This window comes from Ochrobactrum sp. A-1, from assembly GCF_022488005.1.
GTDB lineage: Bacteria > Pseudomonadota > Alphaproteobacteria > Rhizobiales > Rhizobiaceae > Brucella.
The window spans coordinates 107737-128138 of record NZ_JAKVQC010000005.1 but is presented as its reverse complement, the minus strand read 5'-3'; the positions used below and the strand labels follow the sequence as shown (position 1 = coordinate 128138).

Sequence of the window (20402 nt, the reverse complement as noted above, 5' to 3'; positions counted from 1 at the left end):
TTAACGTAAGCGATGCAGATATTCGCTATCTGCCCCGCAAAGACTAGGACAAAGCACTTAGAGAAACAGAATGTGCACCAATATCTTCCAAACAATCATCAGTCATTTCGGCCCCCGTAATTCCCCGCCAGCCACGGCCTGTTATACAACTATAAGTGCAGGATGTAGCCACAATACGTTCAATCTGTATTGAGCGTCGCTACACGTGTCAATTAGTCAGTATAATCAACGGGTGCAGCAGCGTACTTTATCCTGACCTGTGATGAATTGGTGGCCTCCGTTAGGGCATGGCCAGAGTGCCACCGTACTGTTCACGCTCCAAATCGCTTATTTCAGGATCAATTCACTCGAATTTCCTTTGTGAACAATTCGCCTTTTGCCCAACTCATTGGAAAGCGTCTCCACTCTTTCCTTGAGGCGTGTTTTCTGTGAGGCGTCGTAAGTGAAGATCGCAAGTCGTGGTTTATCGTCCACCTTTAAATCAACCGACCTCTCTGCGATATTTTTTAATTCGTCATTGTGGAAACGGTGAGGGCGCAAAGAATTAATATCAAATTGAAATTGGCATACTTTACGATAAGCTTCAATTATCGCTTGCTCATGTCGTTTAATCTGTTGCGAATACCTATCAAGCTGAGCTATGATTTTGTTACTAAACAGATCACTGTTTGCGTATAGCTTTGCCTCCCAAAAAACCAGTTGGTAGAAATCCTTCGATTTCTCCAGTTGCACGATGTCAATGCGGTCATGCTTCGATTTTTGTCCAGTCTCAGATTGTGAAGATTCCGAAAGCACTGGTGGCTCGGCCGATTCATCGGTACTCTGTTTCAGCGAAAACTCGATATCTATGATGTTCGAATTTTTCGCGATAATGCTTGAGACACCGTAGCTTTCACTTGATTTTGGTGAATAGTATAATGCTGCAGCTTTGATGGATTTGAGCGTTTGACCTGCCTCATACTTGGTCTGCATGCATTCGCCGGGATCATACTGAAATGCATTTTCTTCGAGCGATATGTATTCTCTAGATTTTTTGGGTTCTTTAATCAGATATTTGACATGCGTATGAGGGATCGCTTTGCCATTCTTGAATTCAATACGGTGCACAAGGGCACCTTTCGCGTAGGCGTCAACGCGATTGTCACGCAGCGCGAAGAAAACGTCTTTGTCTTGAAGGGCATCTTTGAACCAGTTTTCGTCGCTTGCAGCAGCAAGACGCTGGAGGATTTCCATGTTCTCGGGCTTAATGAACCGTCTGAACGCTTCGCGTTTATTTGAACTCATTTTCTGCTTCTCTTACTGGATTTCTCTTAAATGTGTAAGTTCAGGTGCTTGACTCAGTCAAAGCTTAGACTTTTGCCGATAGACCCTTTTTTGAGAGTGACATAACGTAGATTTCCATCGCGTGGGTTTTCACTCACACAGACCCCGTCTCCGTCGTTACCAACACCACACCACTGAGTAGATACACTGTTCGTGGGATCTATTATGGACATCACCTCATCCTGGTTCATGCTCGGGGTTAATTCATCCACTTTCCCCGCATTGACCAATCGCTGGGCAACATCGTCTGCAGGATGTGCACACATATCAAATGCGGAGCAATTGAACCTAATCTCAGTTGCTGAAAGCCGGACTTGCGCTGAACCCTTGTTACATAGATATGCTATTATTCTCTCTCCTTCAGGAGTTCCCTTCTTGAATAGAATATTTGTCTCTCCGATGCATTGATATCGATCAGAATTCAAATGATTGATCATATCCGGGTAGTCCATCGACCAATCCAAACCTTTTAGTGATATCGGTTCAGCCAAAGCGATATTCGGAAATATTAATGTATAGGACAGTAGCCACCAGATTATATTTCGCATGTTTCCCCCTCAATTTAGATTATCAGTAAGTTTTAGAATCTTCTTTACATTTGTACCCATTCACCTTCTTCAACTGTGTTCACATTACTAAAAAGTTCAGAGAAACGTTCAGGGAAGAATGTGTGAATGGGAACCAGCCTCTTCGGGGCCACAGCATTCGCATACCGTTGCAAATCCTGAATATCAGCATGCCCCGACGTGTGTATTGTCTCCATGGGGACATTTAAGGCTTCGCACGTGGCGATAAACTTTATTCCGGATTCCTCCTGCAAGTATCCGTCCCATTGTGACCAGATAGCTCTCGATTCTTCCAGAGCACCGATCTGAGACAGTTCGGACATCATCCACGGACGAACGATCATTACAGATTTTGAAGCGACGTCTGGCAATCCTTCTTGGAATATCCGGCGACCTTTGTAGCCGTCGACCAAATGGGCGATCCCGTTGCGAACAAGATGGCGTCGTTGAAACTGCGGAATGAAAACCTTCACATCATCCCAGCCGTCAGCAGGCTTGGGAATTGACGCGGTCTCTGTCGCCTTCAGAACTTCGGCTCCGTATGCATCAACCAGTAGCTGACGGCCATTGCGTTTGGCTGCTCGATAGACGCTCACCACGCGGTCAATATTCTGAACAGAACATGCAACCAACAGCATCCCGGACGTTCTCGTAATCGCCTCTCGCAGGCGCTCTTCAATCTCGGCTTCGGTTTCAAATCTTTCTGATGCGGTCAATCGCCCAAGGCTGGAGCCTTCCATTAACATCACATCAATGGCTTCGGGTGGATTGTTGATGAAGCCTTCAAACATTTTGGCTTTGCGGCCATGACCACGCACATCCCCTGAATACAGAACGCGTTTCCCACCAGCTTCTATTACCAGGCTGTAGGCATCAAAACCCGAGTGATCCATCAGATGCGGTGTGATCTGGAATGGCCCGATCTCAAAGGCTTTCTTGTGAGAATAGGTGAGGGCGTTCCGAGGCGCGTAGCCGCCTGGCACAAATGGCTCAGCTGCTTTCAAAATTGAAAATGTCTTCGCTCCGAGGTGAACAGGAATCTGCCTATCTATCTTTGGCAACAATCCCCAATGATCCCGATGTCCGTGGCTCAGAACGACGCCCTTGACGTTGTGAATATCGGATATGGCAGGTAGTTCGGCGTCCTCATATTCGACATCGAGTGGTTGCCCCAAATCAATGAGAATCCTTGCACCGTCGTGCTCTAGCTCGACGCAAGAGCCGCCAATTTGATCGCTGCCGCGATGAATACAGATTTTCATAATTCCCCCAAAGCCCTGCTATATCGATCATCTGTTTCGATTGTCAGTCAAGCCAAGTTTTCAACGCTCCGATAATGCGGGTCGCCATCTATGGTGACTTCATCTTTCGGGATGCAGAATTTGGCCAGAATGTCTGTGATCAGGTCATCCCGCATAATTTTCCGGTCGCAAAGAAGTAGATATTTCCTCGTATTTCGGCAGAACGACACACGACCCCGTGGCCATTCCTCATACTCAAAGGCATTTGTAATACCGCGCTCTAACGGCATGTTTCTGGACTTTTGCCAACGATCCCACGTCGTATAATGCCCAGTCCCATATGTGACCATTTCACCATATGGCTCGCCTTCCTCAATTGAGCAGGAACCAGACAAAAGCCTGATGCAGCCTTGCCACCGCACAATCCAGAAGATGCCCACTTTGCCGACACTGATTTCATCCATGCGGGATCCCCTTTTCAGGCAGTAGATGTTCTTGCGGTACTGGGACGGAATTAATCCATTCGACCTCGCCTAACGTCCGGAAGTGAAGGATGGCATTTTCAATGACTGTCCGGTCAATGAAAGGTTCGTCGACAACGACGTCCAAACCGACCTCGTTGGGAAAGCTCTGGTCGATCTTGAAACACTCGTAAATTTCCGAAGTATCGAAACCTTCCGACCGGTCAGCACCGAGAAACGCGGCGTGGGCGGTAATAATGAAGGCATTCCAAACGGTTTGACCATCTAAGCCAACAAATAGAAAATCGAACCAATCCGAGCTCTCATCCTGATCATCTAATTGCAATTGGCTAGTGAACAGTCCGCCATAAATCGGGGTGTCCTTTAAAATCCGCCATCGCCAGCGAATGAAGGCATCGCGGCGCTTGCGATAGGGCAGGCTTATGAAAGGGCGTTTGATACGATCCAAATATGGGTTCTCCTGATCGAAATCGCGGGCAGGATCGCTCGCCCATGTAGATACGTTTCAAACGCCGAGATATTTACACCTTTTTGCCAAATAAAATGGGTGTTGCATAACGGCAACGATTTTGGGGCCTGCAAACCAACCCGCCGTTTGAACTCTTGTCAGTTGAGCGATTTCATATCCCAGATCAGACAACTCCCGTATACGACGTCATTCTGCCATCCTCATCGAGATCGATGAAAGCGCGTTTGCCACGTTTCCCAACGGCCATGAAAACCAGCTTTCCTGGATGTGCTTCCAAGAAACGCAAAGCCTGGCCGTCTGGCGCGTAGTGGGTGATGTCCTTGCCATCAGTTTCGTTGAAGCCATTTTCTGCGAGAAAGCGTTCGTTATGGCGATTGACGGCGAATGCGCGAAGTCGCTTGGGACGCTGATACAATCCAGTCAGCATACCAATTCCAGTAAGAAACGCGGTGACAGCAGCGCCAATCATGATAGCCAGCATGATCACGCCACCCGCTTCGCTTTCTTTCGTGGCGGCGGCGAGGCCTTCAAATGCGAGAATTGAAGCGGCAATGAAGCCAAGGGCGATAAGCAAGATGCTGCCGATATAAGTCAGGAAGAGGGTGCCCAGGACGCCACGGTCATGTCCTCTGATAAGACCTCGGCCGCCGATGAAGGGGCAAAAGATGACAGCGAGTAATAGCAGCAGGTTGCCGCCATTCTTTTTGGTGCCCTTGTAGATGTCGCGACCCATGGACAAACCAAACCCCGCAACGGCGGCACCGCCCACGCCTGTTGCGATCAATGCCAATGTGGACTTATTCTTCCCGAACTTCATGCCTTACCCGCTTTTCTGACAAACAGACGTGACGTTCCCCTTGTTACGGAAAACAACAGCCACGACGCCCACAAAACCCACCCCAGAACGCCGATCATCAGTGTAACAAGCCAGTATGCCAGCTTGCCTAACTTGATCGCCGTTTTGCCCAGTATTCTGACAACTGCAGAGGTTTGTTCCCCGAATTTGGCCGTCAACTTCGAGAACCGTGACAAATCCCGTGCGTCGTCTGCGTGTTCAAGAACGCGGAATGTTGTCTTTACCCCGCCTACCTTGGTGATTGATGAGGCGTCGCTGACGAGTGATCCAACTTCTGTTGCCACACTCGGCTTAATTGCACCTTTGAAACTTACTTTGGCAGCGCCGACATCAATGGGCATCATGCTCTTGATCAGGGCACCAAAACCAGAGAAGTCGCCCTTCATGACGTCAGACCTCTTTATATTCGAAACGGTTGATCGGACTTCTCGGATAGCTGGTGTTCGGAAAGTTGGCAGCTTGACTTCCGAAAGTCCCTTCCGGAGTGCGCTCACATCAACCAATTCTGATGCCAGCTTTCCAACACGGTTTCGAAGTGGTTTGGAGAGTTTGCCAGCCTTGTTGGCCGTTTTGACAACAGAAGCACCGAGGTCGACGGCACCGGAACCTGGGACGACCGTAGCCAATCCGAATAGTGAGAGACCGAGCGTTATCTTGTCGTAGTCCTGACCTTGAATAAGATAACCGCCTTGGATGACCGCGTCACGCACATCACCCACTCCGACATAATCGGCTGCCAGTGCTCCGCCAATGGCCGTCGCTGACGTAGCTTCACCGGTTGTCGCGCCTTTTATGAACTCTGTCAGATTGCGCAGTCCAAACTGGAAAACGGATTCCTTGGTCTTGTTTATAAATTCAGCAGGGATTTCATGGCCGTGTTCCTGGGCAAGGGCAACAAGATTGCCTGCCTCAGTGATATCGTCTTCGGCAAGCGAGGCCTTAATTTCGGTTATGAAATCGCCTGTCGTCAATTGATTCAGACGATATTCGGTTATCGAAAGTGGATCCCAATAGTTGAAAGCCAATTTCACAGCCGCAAATTGCGAAGACGAATAGAAGGACAGCGCTGATGCAATCAAACAAACCGCGCTCGTAACCCGATATCCGTTTCGAACATTTCGCAATATCGCCATCTGAAACCCCAACCCCTGAGATTTCGATAGCGTTAAATCTTTGCAGCTTCAACGGGAAATATGACGAGGCTTCCGCTTACCCGTGCCCTCGTAGGTTGCTTCATTGCAATCGAGTCAACATTGGATTGATCCGTAACTGTTCGCACCGGATACCCTATTTTATTGTAGTATTTGCGCTAAAACTGGAATGAGCTCGGCACAAGGTTCATGCAAGCCTCGGTTGTTATGGTGAGAATTGATGCTTCGGGGGTAGCTATGGGTTTGTACGGAATGATGCGTACGGGCGTTTCAGGGATGAACGCTCAGGCAAATAAATTAAGTGCAGTGGCTGACAATATCGCGAATGCCAGCACCAATGGATACAAGCGCGGTTCGACTGAGTTTTCGTCGCTGGTGCTGCCGTCAGCGTCAGGCAATTACAATTCCGGCAGTGTGCTGACGCAGGTACGCCATAACATCGGTGCTCAGGGCGGATTAACGTCGACGAGTTCGACGACAGACCTGGCTCTCGACGGCAATGGCTTCTTCGTTGTGCAGGACGCCAGCGGCATGCCTTATCTGACGCGAGCTGGATCGTTCGTTCCTGACAAGAATGGCGATCTGGTGAACGTGGCTGGCTTTACCCTCATGGGTTATCCTTATCCGTTTACAGGCGCAGGCAACGGGTTTGATGGTATGGTGCCTATTACGCTCGGACAAAGCAGTTTTCCGGCAGAACCAACGACAAACGGCACTTTCACAGTCAACTTGCCTGCGAATGGTCCGGACGTCGGACAGGCAATCATCAATGTTCCACCATCGGAGAATAGCCCGTATAGCGCGTGGAACCGCAAGCTGACGACGGCTAGCCTGAATAGCGCTGGCGAATTCGTGACCACGGAAACCTATTTCACGAAGATTGCTGATAACCGCTGGGAAGTAACTATCGTTGAAACGGATGGTGCGCCATCGACAGGGTTTCCCTATGACCTGACGAGTGGCAATGTCGAATTGCGCTCGGTCCAGCTCGACTTCGATCCGGTGACCGGAGATCTGATCGGTAGTACTCCAATCGTTGGCGATCCAAATGATGACTTCTTTGTTGATTTGTCAGGATTCACGCAGGCAATAACCGGTGGTTCGACGCCAGCTGTTAGAATCAATACGAACCTGTCCACGCTGGCACCAATCCTCGACACGGCAGCAGGTGAGCTGCCAGCATCAGCAAATAGCGCCGCAAGTGCCCCGACTGAACGGATGAGCCTGCGTGGATATGCAGGTTTCCCGAGCAATGTCGGGCTGGACGTCTATTATACGCGCACCGGGCCGGACACATGGGAAGTGGTAGTCTACAACGCTGCTGACGCGACAAGTACCGGGGCTGGAGCTCCGTTTCCTTACAGTAGTGCCCCGCTCGGTCAAACAACGCTTCAATTCGATCTCGCGACGGGTTCGCTGATCAGTGGCGGCAGTCTCAATGTGACGCTTCCGGGCGGGGAGACCTGGCCCATCGATTTCAGCGACAGTATGTCTTTGGCCGACTCCAGCCTGATGGATAATGAGGGGATATTTGCAGCGCTGAACCTTCCAACGACCGATCCAGTCATCAAGCCTTCGGTGCTCGGCAATACGCCTGCCGATAATATGGCAAACAGCGTCTATTCGCATAAGACCTCATTGATCGCTTATGATGATCAGGGACGGGCCGTAACGCTGGATGTCTATTTCACCAAGGGTGCGGATTTCAACTGGGAAGTCGCCGTCTTCAATCGGGATGATGCGTCACCGTCTGGCGGATTTCCCTATGGCGCTCCGGGAAGCGCGCCTCTTGCCACGTCGCTCATGCGGTTTGATCCTCAAAACGGCAAGCTTCTGGAAGGTGGTACGCTTGAGATAGCGATAGCCAATGGACAGACCATGACGCTTGATCTTGCCGCATCAACACAGCTTGCAGGCGATTATCAGATATCGGCTGCTGAACTGAATGGGCAAGCTCCAAGCGCAACCGTCGATACGGTTATTGGGGAAGACGGCATCGTTTATGATCGCTCTGCAAACGGCGACATGCTTGCGCGCTATCAACTCGCGATCGCCAATGTTGCAAGTCCGGACAAAATGACTGTCATCAGCGGCAACGTGTTCTCGCCCTCCGCTGAATCTGGCGACGTCACGCTAGGAACCGCCGCATCGAACGGCAACGGCAAGATCAGGACTGGCGCGCTGGAAAATTCGAACGTCGATATTGCGCAGGAGTTGACCGATATGATCGAAGCCCAGCGAAGCTACACGGCCAATTCGAAGGTATTCCAGACAGGCTCAGAGCTTATGGACGTTCTGGTCAACTTGAAGAGATAGCTGCTATTTCATAAAACCGCTGTTGTCGTGGAGGAGGGGGTCTCAATGCTGCGGGCGCTTTTACATAGCAAAGACTTAGGCACACAGACCATTGGTGTCGAAGGAAAGTTGAGCTGGCGACAAATTTTCAAAGCATCAGAAGATTTTCTGACTGCCTCCGTTTTTAGTCGTCTATGCTATCTTGATGGCCCAGAGTTGTGGGAAATTTTGCGTGAAACATCCGGTCACGCTCTTCCATCATACAAGCTTGCAACGTTACAAAATGTCGAATTCTGGCCGCGTTGGAGTCTGTCTTCTCGCGATTTCGTTGAACCGGACATTTTTCTGCAGTTCAGCCTGGGTGATCCGGAAGTGCTCGTTGACGTTTTGATCGAAGCCAAGCTGGGTGAGGGACTTAGCCAATACTCTGATCAGTGGATCGCGGAAATCGAAGCATACACTGAACAATTTCCAGACAATGACCGTCACCAATTTTATTTTTTGGCAGTGGGCGGTCTTGGGTCGAACATTAAACGCAGGACTGAAGGCTTGGCAGCTCGAACTATTGAAGCTGTGGGCCATGCAAATATATGCGGAACAAGCTGGTCAAAGCTTACTGACGTTGTCCACGCCCATGCTCACCGGAAGGGTCAAAAATCCAGAATTCTGGATGACATTCTGGAAGCGTTGGCTTTGTGCGGGGAACGTCATATCGACGCGTTATCAACGCTCAAGAGCGTGAATCGTAATTGGTCTCTTGATCAATTAAAAATGCTAAGGGGCACGTTGAATGAGCTTGGATAAAACACTTACAGACGTTCGGTATGCATACAGATTTATTTGGGAGTTCCAACAGCGAGTTCTCGATACCGTCAGGCTGATATCCGAACAGTTCGATGATCGCATTTTCTATCAATGGTCGAACTACAAAGCTTCTCCGGTTACCAGGACCGGGACATCTCCTTTTAGTTTTGTTCCAGAGCATTTCCTTCCGTTATATGGCGCATCATTTCTTTTTTTATCAGCAGATCCGGAGCTTGCCAAGCTTCAGAAGGGGAACTGGATGCTGGAAATATGCGTTGTTCCAGACACGGCACACCTGAAGGCTTACCTGGCGGAGATGCCGTTTGATCCCCTAGTATCAGATTTCGGAACACCGGAAACCACACAGAGCGAAATACGTCTGGTCGCGTGGAAATGCCATGGCGAATATCCCGAGGGTTCCAGCTGGCACCGTGACGTGTGGAGCAGTTTGGATTGGCCGCCTTCGGACGAAGAAGGCGATATATTCACACAGTGTGATGGTGACATTATTAGTATCGCCGTGTCGAGAAATATGTCTCAGTTGTCTGATCGGCAGCAAATAATCGAATTCTCCGAAGAAGCAAAAGTATGCTTTTATAATAAAAACGCGTTCATTTCTATGTGAGAAACAGTGGAAAAGTAGCTCAATATCTTTTGCCAATTTTGCTCAGCCGTCTATGGATGGCATCCAAGTCTAATCGATATTTGTTGATGTATTCATTGAGCGTCTCGCCCCTCTTTTGTTGGGTTACAAGGTGTGCAGATTCTCAATGATCAACAGGCCGCCGCGTGCGACAGGATGTACGTGATCAGCGACGCACGTATCAGAGGCGAAAAGTTTTCTGAAATACGGACATTCGGTACCCTTTTTGAGTTTCCTTATTCATAATCCTGCCACTGACCGCGTTTTGTCTATGGCAGCAGTTCCTCACTCGATCAGTTTTCTGTAATGGACCAACTGTTTTTCGCGAGCGGTCCTTTCCGCAGCACAATTTGTTTTTTGAAAGTCCAGAATCCATTCTTGCAGTTGCTGCTGATGTCGAATTTGTTCGATAACAGTCTTTGTCGCATCGAGGAGGTCGCTTAATAAGTTTGAACTGCAAGGTTACCTAGCGACGGCACAGCCATAGTTACCATGGTTGCACATGGGCAGGGTACTGAGGGTGTTGTCACGTTAACTGGGCTGCAGTTGCCTGCCTGACGGTTTGGGCGTAAATTTTGGCGATGCAGACATCAGATATCATCTTCAAGCGTCACCGTTTTCCGCCACAGATCGTTGCTCATGCGGTGTGGCTTTATCTGCGGTTCAACCTTAGTCTGCGTGAAGTTGAAGAAATGCTGCTTGAGCGTGGAATCGACGTATCATACGAGACAGTTCGTCGTTGGATCGCCAAGTTCGGCCCCCAGATCACACGCAACTTGCGGCGGCGCCAGGCGCGCCCCGGCGATGTTTGGTATTTGGACGAAGTGGTCGTCAAATGCGCTGGAGAAAAATTCTGGCTTTGGCGTGCGGTGGATCAACATGGCTCCGTTCTCGAAGAAATCTTGCAGAAGCGGCGTGATAAAAGGGCGGCAAAGCGATTGCTTGTGGCGTTAATGAAGCGCTATGGCTTTGCTCCCAAACGGATCATCACCGATAAGCTCCGCTCCTACGGTGCAGCAAAGGCAGAAGTGGCACCCGGCCTTGACCATTGGTCGCACAAGGGCCTCAATAATCGGGCCGAAAATAGCCATCTGCCGTTTAGGAAACGGGAGCGAACCATGCAAGGTCATCGGTCACCTGGAGCGTTGCAACGGTTCGTCTCCATGCACTCAGCGACCCGCAATTGTTTCTCTGTTCCATCTCGTCGCCGAGCCGCACACACAATTCGCTACCATCGCCTCGAAGCTTTCGATGCATGGAAAATTGCGGCCTGTTTCGCCTGAATATCTACGAGCCCCTGGCCTTTCCGGCCAGAGAAACTTAACGTGACAACACCCTCCAGAGGTGGTGTTCGCCTGTTTCAACACGCGTTTATATTGAAATGAAGGAGGAGGGCGCTTTCGGCGCTAGCGTTTGGAATTCCCAATGCCGATCGTCGTCACATCAGTTATCTGGACTTCACCGCCACAAGGCGCCAATCATTGGCCGCCCCCTCGAAGACGGCTTCGATGGCTTTGGGCTCGTTCAGCCAGCTTAGTGATGCAGACAATTCGCATGCAACAGTCTGCTCTTTGATTGGAATACAACGCAGGACCGACACTTTGGAAGAACGTCCGTATTCGGCGTAATTCCAGTTCGACAATCGAAACAGCTCCGTCCTGGCTGTTTCGTCATCAGGCCAAATGGCATCGTCGCTTTGTTTTGCCAGGCGAGCGACCGTCCGTTCGTCGGTATGAAGATCAAGATTGGTGCGCAGCGATGGAGCGATATAGATCCCAATGGCGATTCCGACCGTGATACCGACGAGAAAACTTCGACCAAGCATGATCAGTATCCGTTATCTTTGAGATACTGATCAATTGCGTCGCGGAGTATGACGGTCATTTTGAGACCGTTGTCGTGTGCTGCATTCTCAAGTCGACGTTTGGTTTCATAATCAAGCGAGACGTTGACGAAATGTTTGCTTTCGCGTTCACGGGCTTTACGAAGCTCACGCAACCGGTTGCGGGAGTCTTCCCGACGGTTCGCATTTTCAATGGCACTTGCCCGGTGTTGTTCCGGTGTTGTCTCGAGAGGTTTAGCCTGCTTATTCTGACTTGATGTCGCGGGCGCCGATTCATTCCCAACTCTTGCAGCGGTGTTGTCACGTTAAGTTTCTCTGGCCGGAAAGGCCAGGGGCTCGTAGATATTCAGGCGAAACAGGCCGCAATTTTCCATGCATCGAAAGCTTCGAGGCGATGGTAGCGAATTGTGTGTGCGGCTCGGCGACGAGATGGAACAGAGAAACAATTGCGGGTCGCTGAGTGCATGGAGACGAACCGTTGCAACGCTCCAGGTGACCGATGACCTTGCATGGTTCGCTCCCGTTTCCTAAACGGCAGATGGCTATTTTCGGCCCGATTATTGAGGCCCTTGTGCGACCAATGGTCAAGGCCGGGTGCCACTTCTGCCTTTGCTGCACCGTAGGAGCGGAGCTTATCGGTGATGATCCGTTTGGGAGCAAAGCCATAGCGCTTCATTAACGCCACAAGCAATCGCTTTGCCGCCCTTTTATCACGCCGCTTCTGCAAGATTTCTTCGAGAACGGAGCCATGTTGATCCACCGCACGCCAAAGCCAGAATTTTTCTCCAGCGCATTTGACGACCACTTCGTCCAAATACCAAACATCGCCGGGGCGCGCCTGGCGCCGCCGCAAGTTGCGTGTGATCTGGGGGCCGAACTTGGCGATCCAACGACGAACTGTCTCGTATGATACGTCGATTCCACGCTCAAGCAGCATTTCTTCAACTTCACGCAGACTAAGGTTGAACCGCAGATAAAGCCACACCGCATGAGCAACGATCTGTGGCGGAAAACGGTGACGCTTGAAGATGATATCTGATGTCTGCATCGCCAAAATTTACGCCCAAACCGTCAGGCAGGCAACTGCAGCCCAGTTAACGTGACAACACCCTCTGGAGTGCTGCTATTTTAAGAAAATGTGATAAAGATCGCTGTTGTGGCACAGCAGGCAAAAGGGGTTTCCGCGTGAATCGTAAGTCATTGGATTTCGCTAATGAACATTCTTTGGAAAAAACCAATGATCCTGAGATTGATAAGCCGGTCTTTAGGCGTCCTGGCTTCAACGGAATAAGCACGTTTGAAGAAATCGATCAGCGGCTTGCGAAATACCTTCGCGATGCACGTGAAAAAGTGGGCCTCAAACAAGCCGATTTTGCGCCATTGATGGGACTGTCTACGCCAGTTTATGGCCGTTACGAGCGGGCATTTTCAAAACTCCACGTCACACGCATGATCCATATCTGTGAAGTGCTCAACGTTATGCCCATCGACATGCTTTACGAGGCAGCACCCCATTTGTGGGGTAATAATGAGGAAGAAGCGAGAGAACGCGTCGAACTCGCTAAACTTGTAGCAAATCTACCGCATAGCACGACGAGGGATCTTCTTTCCTTGGTTAAGAAAATGGCAGACTTACAAAGCCAGGTCGACGCCAAACCGCAAAGCACGGATTCAACGAAATAGTCGTAGCCGGCTATGGCTATTGCGAATAGCCGACAATTGCTCGAAATGCACGATCTCAAGTATGTCTCGCGAAAGTGGGAACCGGTTTCGGGACAGAGACATGCGTAAAAACAAAAGCTTAAAGCGTGTCGCGTGAATATGATTGAACGCGACACGCTTTAAGAACCGATCATCGAATGGCTGATCGGGTTCACCGTTGTAATGCCATACTTAATATGGTACTAATTTCCATACCGAATTAAATACGGAAATTGTCATGCAACGTGTGGAAGCAAATATAGCGGTTAGTGTTTCAGACCTCAAAAAAAGTCCGTCCGCGGTAATGGACGAGGCAAAAGGCGAGGCTGTCGCCGTTCTTAATCATAATCGAATTATGGCTTATATGGTTCCCGCCAGCGTCTATGAAGCCATGCTCGAACAGCTGGACGATATTCGCCTGACTGAGATAATCCGGAAACGAGCCGACGAAAAAGGCATTTCGGTCGATATCGATGCCTTATAAGCTTGAATTTTTGCCCTCCGCTCTCAAAGAATGGAATAAACTCGGCTCAACAATCCGAGAGCAATTAAAGAAAAAACTGCGTGAACGTTTGGAAACGCCGCGGGTCGTTAGCGCATCACTCCACGGTATGCCTGACCACTATAAGATAAAACTACGTCAATTGGGCTATCGGCTGGTTTACTCCGTCAACGACGACACTGTGACGGTGTTGGTCGTGGCGGTTGGAAAACGTGAGCGTGGCGATGTTTATAATACCGCTCGCTCCAGAACACAGTAGTATCTCATAATCTTGTCATTTCTGTCAGATCCGGTGCGGCAGAAAGAGCCTGATTGACATCGAGGTCGCTTACGCGACCTCCGATCTGTGTACCGGGTGTTGTCACGTTAAGTTTCTCTGGCCGGAAAGGCCAGGGGCTCGTAGATATTCAGGCGAAACAGGCCGCAATTTTCCATGCATCGAAAGCTTCGAGGCGATGGTAGCGAATTGTGTGTGCGGCTCGGCGACGAGATGGAACAGAGAAACAATTGCGGGTCGCTGAGTGCATGGAGACGAACCGTTGCAACGCTCCAGGTGACCGATGACCTTGCATGGTTCGCTCCCGTTTCCTAAACGGCAGATGGCTATTTTCGGCCCGATTATTGAGGCCCTTGTGCGACCAATGGTCAAGGCCGGGTGCCACTTCTGCCTTTGCTGCACCGTAGGAGCGGAGCTTATCGGTGATGATCCGTTTGGGAGCAAAGCCATAGCGCTTCATTAACGCCACAAGCAATCGCTTTGCCGCCCTTTTATCACGCCGCTTCTGCAAGATTTCTTCGAGAACGGAGCCATGTTGATCCACCGCACGCCAAAGCCAGAATTTTTCTCCAGCGCATTTGACGACCACTTCGTCCAAATACCAAATATCGCCGGGGCGCGCCTGACGCCGCCGCAAGTTGCGTGTGATCTGGGGGCCGAACTTGGCGATCCAACGACGAACTGTCTCGTATGATACGTCGATTCCACGCTCAAGCAGCATTTCTTCAACTTCGCGCAGACTAAGGTTGAACCGCAGATAAAGCCACACCGCATGAGCAATAAGCTGTGGCGGAACACGGTGACGCTTGAAGATGATATCTGATGTCTGCATCGCCAAAATTTACGCCCAAACCGTCAGGCAGGCAACTGTAGCCCAGTTAACGTGACAACACCGTTGACGACAGTTTATTGAAGGGGGTCTTGTGAACACAGTGCTCAAATATAGACGCACTTGGTTTCCTGGACCCCTTACTTGCAATTATGGGCATTTTCCGGGTTAGCCATTTTCAGGAAAGACTAGCTTGCAGCCGTGCTATGGAGAGTTGATAGCGAGAAGTTCCTCAAAGTGCGAAGGCTGTCGCAGCGACGATCGGCCTTTAGAGCCACTTCGCGGTAGTAAATCGAGAGAATTGTTGGGCGGCCAAGACAAGCCTCCCAAGTGTAGCCTGTCCCTCGCCATCTCGCGACTCCAGGGGCGCTTGGAGCCTCACGCCCTTCGTCGGAAACTTGCTATCGCCATCATCTACCTCACACGCCAATAGGTGGAAATGATCACCTTCGCCAAGCGACTGCAATCGCAAGCGCGGATAGATTGATTTGCTGCAAAAATGTTTGATGCTGGGTTCGCCTGAAGCTCAAGCACGTGCATAAGGACGGTAGCTGAATTTGTTTCAAGCCGCAATTTTTTCCCCTCTCGTTCATCGGTGAGAGGTTGGGAAAGCAAGGCAGCAGTTTTAGTCCGCTAGCTTGCGGGCAAGCGCGGCCCCAGTCATCTTGAAAAAATTTCACTGAGGGCGAAAAGCCTACGGTTTATGTTATTTGACGCTACTCAGTAAAAGAACATGGAGTTGGTGTGAGATGGCAAGTCGCCTCTACGTTTCCCCCCACCTAGATGACGCGGCCCTCAGCTGCGGCGGGCGCATATCACGCGACATCGCCAATGGCGACGATGTACTTGTCCTCAACATATTCACGGCGGACCCACCGGAAGAAGGACTGTCCCCTCTAGCTGAGCACTATCATAAAGAATGGAGCAATGGTGCCGCAAGCTATCAGGTCCGTCGCCAGGAAGAAGTAGCGGCGATGGGAGCGCTACGCTGCCAGTACATCAACGCCGGATTGTTGGATGCCATCTACCGGCGGGGCGACGGTGGAGAGTTTTATATGAGCAATCTCGAACTCTTTGCGAAGTCGACCCCTGAGTGGGACGGCAATGTTAAAGAACTTATCCGGAAAGCACTGCAGCGCATGTTCCAGTCGCGGCACTGGACTACCGTTTACGCGCCTTTGGGCGTCGGCGGCAACGTCGACCACATTCAGGTAAGAGACGCCCTTGTGAGCCTCCGGAATGATATCCCGAACACGGATATCATGCTTTACGAAGAAATCCCTTATGCCATGGAAAGCTACCCGTGGCCGGAATACGACTCCACTAAGGAAGCGCTGAAGAGATTTCCGAGAGCTGGGGAACCAGATGTCGCGTCGATCTCCTTCGATTACAAGGGGCCGGCGATCGGTGCCTATACCAGTCAGCTCGAAGGTCTTTTCGGCTCGATGGGAACTGCGATCGAGAAGGTCGAGGCATACGCCACGAAACTCGGAAACGGGAGCCCGGCCGAGCGCGCCTTCCATGTGACCAAAAATTGAGGATCGGAAGCCAGATGAGCGACCTGCACACTCCGCCGCTATCCCGGAAGCTTGGAAAAAGCGACATCACCGTCAGTTCGATGTCGTGGGGTATGTGGCGGTTTGGCCAACAGGAAGGGGATGCCGCACGGTCGCTGATTGAAGCCGTTCTAGAAACGGGTGTCACCCTTTTTGATACGGCCGACATCTACCGGCCAGACGGTCAGCCATTCGGCACGGCGGAAAGAGTGCTCGGCGACGTCTTCGCGGCAAGCCCGTCACTCCGTGACAAGATGGTTCTTGCGACAAAGGGCGGCATCGACTTCGGGACGTATGATTCCTCGGCGGAGTATCTAGAGTCTGCAATTGACGGTTCGCTGGCCCGCCTTCGTACGGACTATGTCGACCTCTGGCAGGTACACCGTCCGGATATTCTGACGCACCCCGCGGAGATCGCATCGGTGCTGCAGAGGGCTTATGAGGCGGGGAAAATTCGATCCGTCGGGGTTTCGAATTTCACGACGGAACAGACGAGGGCACTTCTCGCATTTCTTGACCTTCCTCTTGTCAGTCATCAGGTGGAGTTTTCTCCGCTGGCACTCGACCCGATCGTCGATGGAGTTCTCGACCAGGCGATGGAGCATGATCTGGCAGTTCTCTGCTGGTCGCCTCTCGGCGGCGGAAGGCTTGGTTCGCCGCAGGACGACAGAAGCAAAACGGTCGCGGCGGCACTTGACGGCGTCACGACACGAAAGTGTTGGATCTGTCCGACTTTTGAGAACGTATGGTGATCACGCTGCGAGGATAGATGTTTCGCGCCGCAATGGCCTGAGATCAACGCCGTCTGTTGGGGTCCAGATGTAATCGCCGGTGAGACTGATGTGCTGCCAGCCGAGTGGGGTAATGTGTTTGATGATGTCAAGCGGCGTGGGAATGCCCTCGCGGTTGAGCTCGGCGAACGCCGGTTCGAGATAGAGTGTGTTCCAGTAGACGATGGCGTTGATTAGCAGGTTCAGTCCAGATGCTCGGTAGAACTGGCTCTCGAAAGTCCGGTCGCGCAATTCTCCGAGGCGATTGAAGAACAGTGCGCGGGCCAAGGTGTTCTGGGATTCGCTCTTGTTGAGGCCGGCCGTCGCGTTCCTGCGCATTTCGGGGTTCTGCCACCACTGGGGCAGAAAGATGGACCGATTGATGCGACCGAGATCGCGTAGCGCCAACGCCAGTCCGTTCTGGCGTGGGAATGCGGACAGCTTTGCCAACAGGGTCGAAGGCCGAACCTGCCCGGAACGGATCGTCGTGACCAGCCGCAGGATGTCGTTCCAGTTTGCCTTGATCCGCTCGACGTTGATGTGCTCGCCAACGAGCGGCGCCAGGTTTTCGGGAGGCGCGTCGCCCGGGAAGAGATAGAGCTTGCGATCCTTGAGACCGCGCAGCCGAGGCACAATCTGGAAACCAACGAGATGGCAAAGGGCGAAGCTCATATCGCTTACCCCGCCGGTATCGACATAGTGGGTTTCGATGGCGAGATCGCTGCCATGATAGAGCAGTCCATCGAGGACATAGATGGCTTCGCTCGCATTGGCATTCATGGCGATGATGTAGAAAGCGCCGTACTGGTCAGAGGTGAACCGGTAGAATTTGGCGCCGGGGTTGGGACCATAGCGGCCGTTGAGGTCGCCGATCGCCTCGGCGTGTCCGCCCGCCGGAAAATACTGGCCATCGGAGGATGACGTTGTTCCATCGCCCCACAAGCTTGCCAGAGGCAATTGCCTCTGGGCGTTGACGAGAATGGCGTGCGCGGCCGTGTAACCTTCCTCGCGAATATGCCAGTCGTGCGCCCAGGCGAGTTGGCGCATCGTAATGCCGGGGGAAACGTCCGCCATTCTCGTGAGACCGAGATTGATGCCGTCCGCCAGGATGGCGGTGAGGAGCGCAAGCTTGTTGTCGGCCGTCCGACCGCTGCGCAAATGGGTAAAGGCGTTCGAAAATTCCGTTCGGGCGTCAACCTCGAGCAAAAGGTCAGTGATGCGGATCGCAGGCAGACGGCTTTCCACCTTTAGCTTCAGCGACTTGGCGATATCCGGAAACATAGCCTTGTGCGGCGTGACGCTAAACCCCGCCCCGGTCAGTTCTACATCGTCGAGCTCGCCGGCTGCGGCCAGACGCGAGAGGTCAGCCAGTCCATCGTTCAGCAGCTGGCGCTGTTGGCGAAGATAAGTCTCGACATCGGTATCAACGGCGATTGGAAGCGCTCCTTCCTCACGCATCAGCTCGAATGTCGGCGTGGGAATGAGAAAGCTTTCGAAAGACTGGAAGCGTTTGGCTCCTTCCACCCAGATATCGCCCGCATCGAGCCGGCGCTTCAATTCGCTGAAAAGGCAAAGCTCATAAGCCCTGCGATCAATCTTTCCATCTTTGAGTATGAGAGGCATCCAGCCCTTCGGCGCAAAGGAGATCGGTGCCTTGTCGGGTATGGTCCTTTTGCCCGTACGATATAGACCCGCGACCACGGATAGCGCCCGCAAGAGGTTCGCCGCCACTGCGTGACCGCGGAACACGAGAGTGGAGAGAAACTGTGGCGCCAGTTTCCTGATCGTCGGATAGCGCTGGAGCATTTCGATTTTACCGTCGATAACATCCGGCGCGATCAGCGTATCAACCGCCTGGACACTGGTTGCAAAAGCTGGCCATTGGATGACCAGATCAAGCGCTTTGGCCATGTCCTCACCCTTCTCTCTGGCCTTGATGATCGCATGGCAGACTTTTGAAACGTCCTTCAACGGCGTCTGCACTTCCCGAACGGATCGGGTGACGCGAGCAGCCGCCTGGTTATTGGCTCGCCGCGTCAGGATGCCCATGAGTTTCTTGAACATGTCGATCGCGCAATCGGTGAGATGGCGGGAAAGGTGGAGCACTGTTGCAGCCAGGACAGCATGTCGGCGTTCGGTGTTAAGGTCGCGCAGATGCTGCGCGCTCATTCGCGTCCCCTCTGCAGCAAATTCGTCAAAGACCTTGGCCGGAATTCGATCCATCAACGTCGTCGGCAGGTTCAGAGACCGGAGAAAACGAATGCGCTCGGCAATTCTGTCGAGGTTGACGGCGGCTGGCGACAATGCCGGCGTTCTCGCCCAGGCAAGAATGGTCACGCTTGTCCCCTCACGCGGATCGAGAAGCTTGTCCAGATCGAGCTTTTGGCCTTCTGAGATCCCGCCGGCCAAGGCCCGATGAGCAATACGAATGCCGCGCCTGATTGCCACATGAATGATGGCTTCGAGCGCTGGCCGCGCTGGCAAAAGAATTCTCCTGCGTCGCAGTTCTTCCACGACCATATCCGCCAATACATCGGCCTGGCGCAGGGTTTGCGCGGCAGGTGTCAGCCAGCCTGTGAGTGCCCGCACGTCCGAAGGCACAAACGGACGCATCTGCATTCTGTAGAAAAGCAGGGCCAGATGCTCGCGCCGCGTCTGTGGGCGCTCGAAATAACGATCGATCTCATGGTGATCGACGCCGATCTGCCGCGCCAGAAATCGTAAGACGCCAGCCGGCAGGACCTCGCCATCCGCAAGCGGTCGGCCAGGGTATCGTAGCGTGGCCAGAACACAGGCGAGGCCCAGTCTGTTCGAGGCCTTGTTCTGTCGCATGATCAGGTCGAGATCCGATCGATCCAGCGTGTAATGTTTGGCGATCTCCCTTTCGTTATCCGGGATGATCGTCGCCTGTTGCCACCATGCCTCGCTCAGTAATGCTCTTCGCGCCATTCTCTGATCTTCCCGTTTCGCCGCGGAGAGTGCAGCGAAACGGAAAATGCGTGTCCGACAAACGAACGTTTCGCGGCATCCACAGTTCTTGTCCGCAAACCTTGTCATGAAACGGCAAATCGGACAATGTCCGAATTCAACGGAA

The 20402-nt window shown here is 52.0% G+C and carries 20 protein-coding genes; 9 read left to right on the top strand and 11 right to left on the bottom strand.

Features of this window, described 5'->3' with window-relative positions; translation table 11 throughout:
• Positions 1-327: 327 nt before the first annotated feature.
• The 6 genes from MKS82_RS17810 to MKS82_RS17785 all read right to left on the bottom strand — a co-directional run bounded on the left by MKS82_RS17810 (position 328) and on the right by MKS82_RS17785 (position 6070).
• A complete protein-coding gene (locus MKS82_RS17810; protein WP_240579117.1) occupies positions 328-1284 on the bottom strand; it encodes a hypothetical protein in 957 nt (318 codons plus the stop codon).
• A 631-nt stretch (positions 1285-1915) separates the two neighbouring features.
• The gene (locus MKS82_RS17805; protein ID WP_240579116.1) at positions 1916-3151 is read right to left on the bottom strand and encodes an MBL fold metallo-hydrolase; all 1236 of its coding nucleotides are present in this window, start codon (positions 3149-3151) and stop codon (positions 1916-1918) included.
• Positions 3152-3198: 47 nt separating this feature from the next.
• Positions 3199-3594, bottom strand: a complete 396-nt coding sequence (locus tag MKS82_RS17800; protein WP_240579115.1) for a hypothetical protein — start codon at positions 3592-3594, stop codon at positions 3199-3201.
• Positions 3587-4060, bottom strand: coding sequence for a hypothetical protein (locus MKS82_RS17795; RefSeq protein ID WP_240579114.1), 474 nt, complete (start codon positions 4058-4060; stop codon positions 3587-3589). The genes MKS82_RS17800 and MKS82_RS17795 overlap by 8 nt, the downstream gene beginning before the upstream one ends.
• 184 nt (positions 4061-4244) lie before the next feature.
• Positions 4245-4898: a hypothetical protein gene (locus MKS82_RS17790; RefSeq protein WP_240579113.1), complete on the bottom strand. Its 654-nt coding sequence runs from the start codon at positions 4896-4898 to the stop codon at positions 4245-4247.
• Positions 4895-6070, bottom strand: a complete 1176-nt coding sequence (locus MKS82_RS17785; RefSeq protein WP_240579112.1) for a transcriptional regulator — start codon at positions 6068-6070, stop codon at positions 4895-4897. The genes MKS82_RS17790 and MKS82_RS17785 overlap by 4 nt, the downstream gene beginning before the upstream one ends.
• 255 nt (positions 6071-6325) lie before the next feature.
• On the opposite strand from MKS82_RS17785, the gene MKS82_RS29670 reads away from it, so the two are divergent.
• From MKS82_RS29670 to MKS82_RS17760, 4 genes are all read left to right on the top strand, one after another.
• Positions 6326-8404 (top strand): flagellar hook-basal body complex protein, encoded by a 2079-nt coding sequence (locus MKS82_RS29670; protein ID WP_445558086.1) that lies wholly within the window; start codon positions 6326-6328, stop codon positions 8402-8404.
• A gap of 45 nt (positions 8405-8449) precedes the next feature.
• Positions 8450-9187 carry a hypothetical protein gene (locus MKS82_RS17770; protein ID WP_240579111.1) on the top strand — a complete coding sequence of 246 codons (738 nt, stop codon included), beginning with the start codon at positions 8450-8452 and terminating at the stop codon, positions 9185-9187.
• Positions 9174-9812, top strand: a complete 639-nt coding sequence (locus MKS82_RS17765) for a hypothetical protein (protein ID WP_240579110.1) — start codon at positions 9174-9176, stop codon at positions 9810-9812. Before MKS82_RS17770 ends, MKS82_RS17765 begins: the two co-directional genes overlap by 14 nt.
• 599 nt (positions 9813-10411) lie before the next feature.
• Entirely contained in the window at positions 10412-11113 is a 702-nt protein-coding gene (locus tag MKS82_RS17760) for an IS6 family transposase (RefSeq protein WP_109365644.1), read from the top strand.
• Positions 11114-11277: 164 nt separating this feature from the next.
• Here the strand turns inward: MKS82_RS17760 and MKS82_RS17755 are convergent, their stop codons facing one another.
• The 3 genes from MKS82_RS17755 to MKS82_RS17745 all read right to left on the bottom strand — a co-directional run bounded on the left by MKS82_RS17755 (position 11278) and on the right by MKS82_RS17745 (position 12721).
• The gene (locus MKS82_RS17755; protein ID WP_240579109.1) at positions 11278-11655 is read right to left on the bottom strand and encodes a hypothetical protein; all 378 of its coding nucleotides are present in this window, start codon (positions 11653-11655) and stop codon (positions 11278-11280) included.
• Positions 11656-11657: 2 nt separating this feature from the next.
• Complete coding sequence (locus MKS82_RS17750; RefSeq protein ID WP_161662580.1) at positions 11658-11828, bottom strand: ribbon-helix-helix protein, CopG family; 171 nt, start codon at positions 11826-11828, stop codon at positions 11658-11660.
• A 191-nt stretch (positions 11829-12019) separates the two neighbouring features.
• On the bottom strand, positions 12020-12721 hold the full coding sequence (locus tag MKS82_RS17745; RefSeq protein WP_109365644.1) for an IS6 family transposase: 702 nt from the start codon (positions 12719-12721) through the stop codon (positions 12020-12022).
• 137 nt (positions 12722-12858) lie between these two features.
• Between MKS82_RS17745 and MKS82_RS17740 the strand changes: the two genes are divergently transcribed.
• The 3 genes from MKS82_RS17740 to MKS82_RS17730 all read left to right on the top strand — a co-directional run bounded on the left by MKS82_RS17740 (position 12859) and on the right by MKS82_RS17730 (position 14135).
• A complete protein-coding gene (locus MKS82_RS17740) occupies positions 12859-13356 on the top strand; it encodes a helix-turn-helix domain-containing protein (protein ID WP_240579108.1) in 498 nt (165 codons plus the stop codon).
• Positions 13357-13612: 256 nt separating this feature from the next.
• On the top strand, positions 13613-13858 hold the full coding sequence (locus MKS82_RS17735) for a type II toxin-antitoxin system Phd/YefM family antitoxin (RefSeq protein WP_240579107.1): 246 nt from the start codon (positions 13613-13615) through the stop codon (positions 13856-13858).
• Positions 13848-14135 (top strand): type II toxin-antitoxin system RelE family toxin, encoded by a 288-nt coding sequence (locus tag MKS82_RS17730; RefSeq protein ID WP_240579106.1) that lies wholly within the window; start codon positions 13848-13850, stop codon positions 14133-14135. The genes MKS82_RS17735 and MKS82_RS17730 overlap by 11 nt, the downstream gene beginning before the upstream one ends.
• A gap of 148 nt (positions 14136-14283) precedes the next feature.
• Here the strand turns inward: MKS82_RS17730 and MKS82_RS17725 are convergent, their stop codons facing one another.
• Entirely contained in the window at positions 14284-14985 is a 702-nt protein-coding gene (locus MKS82_RS17725; RefSeq protein WP_240579040.1) for an IS6 family transposase, read from the bottom strand.
• Positions 14986-15731: 746 nt separating this feature from the next.
• Between MKS82_RS17725 and MKS82_RS17720 the strand changes: the two genes are divergently transcribed.
• Both MKS82_RS17720 and MKS82_RS17715 read left to right on the top strand, forming a co-directional pair.
• Entirely contained in the window at positions 15732-16520 is a 789-nt protein-coding gene (locus tag MKS82_RS17720) for a PIG-L family deacetylase (protein WP_240579105.1), read from the top strand.
• A gap of 14 nt (positions 16521-16534) precedes the next feature.
• On the top strand, positions 16535-17290 hold the full coding sequence (locus tag MKS82_RS17715) for an aldo/keto reductase (RefSeq protein WP_240579104.1): 756 nt from the start codon (positions 16535-16537) through the stop codon (positions 17288-17290).
• Here the strand turns inward: MKS82_RS17715 and MKS82_RS17710 are convergent, their stop codons facing one another.
• The gene (locus MKS82_RS17710) at positions 17291-20257 is read right to left on the bottom strand and encodes a Tn3 family transposase (RefSeq protein WP_109614870.1); all 2967 of its coding nucleotides are present in this window, start codon (positions 20255-20257) and stop codon (positions 17291-17293) included. It lies immediately after the preceding gene.
• Positions 20258-20402: the final 145 nt, after the last annotated feature.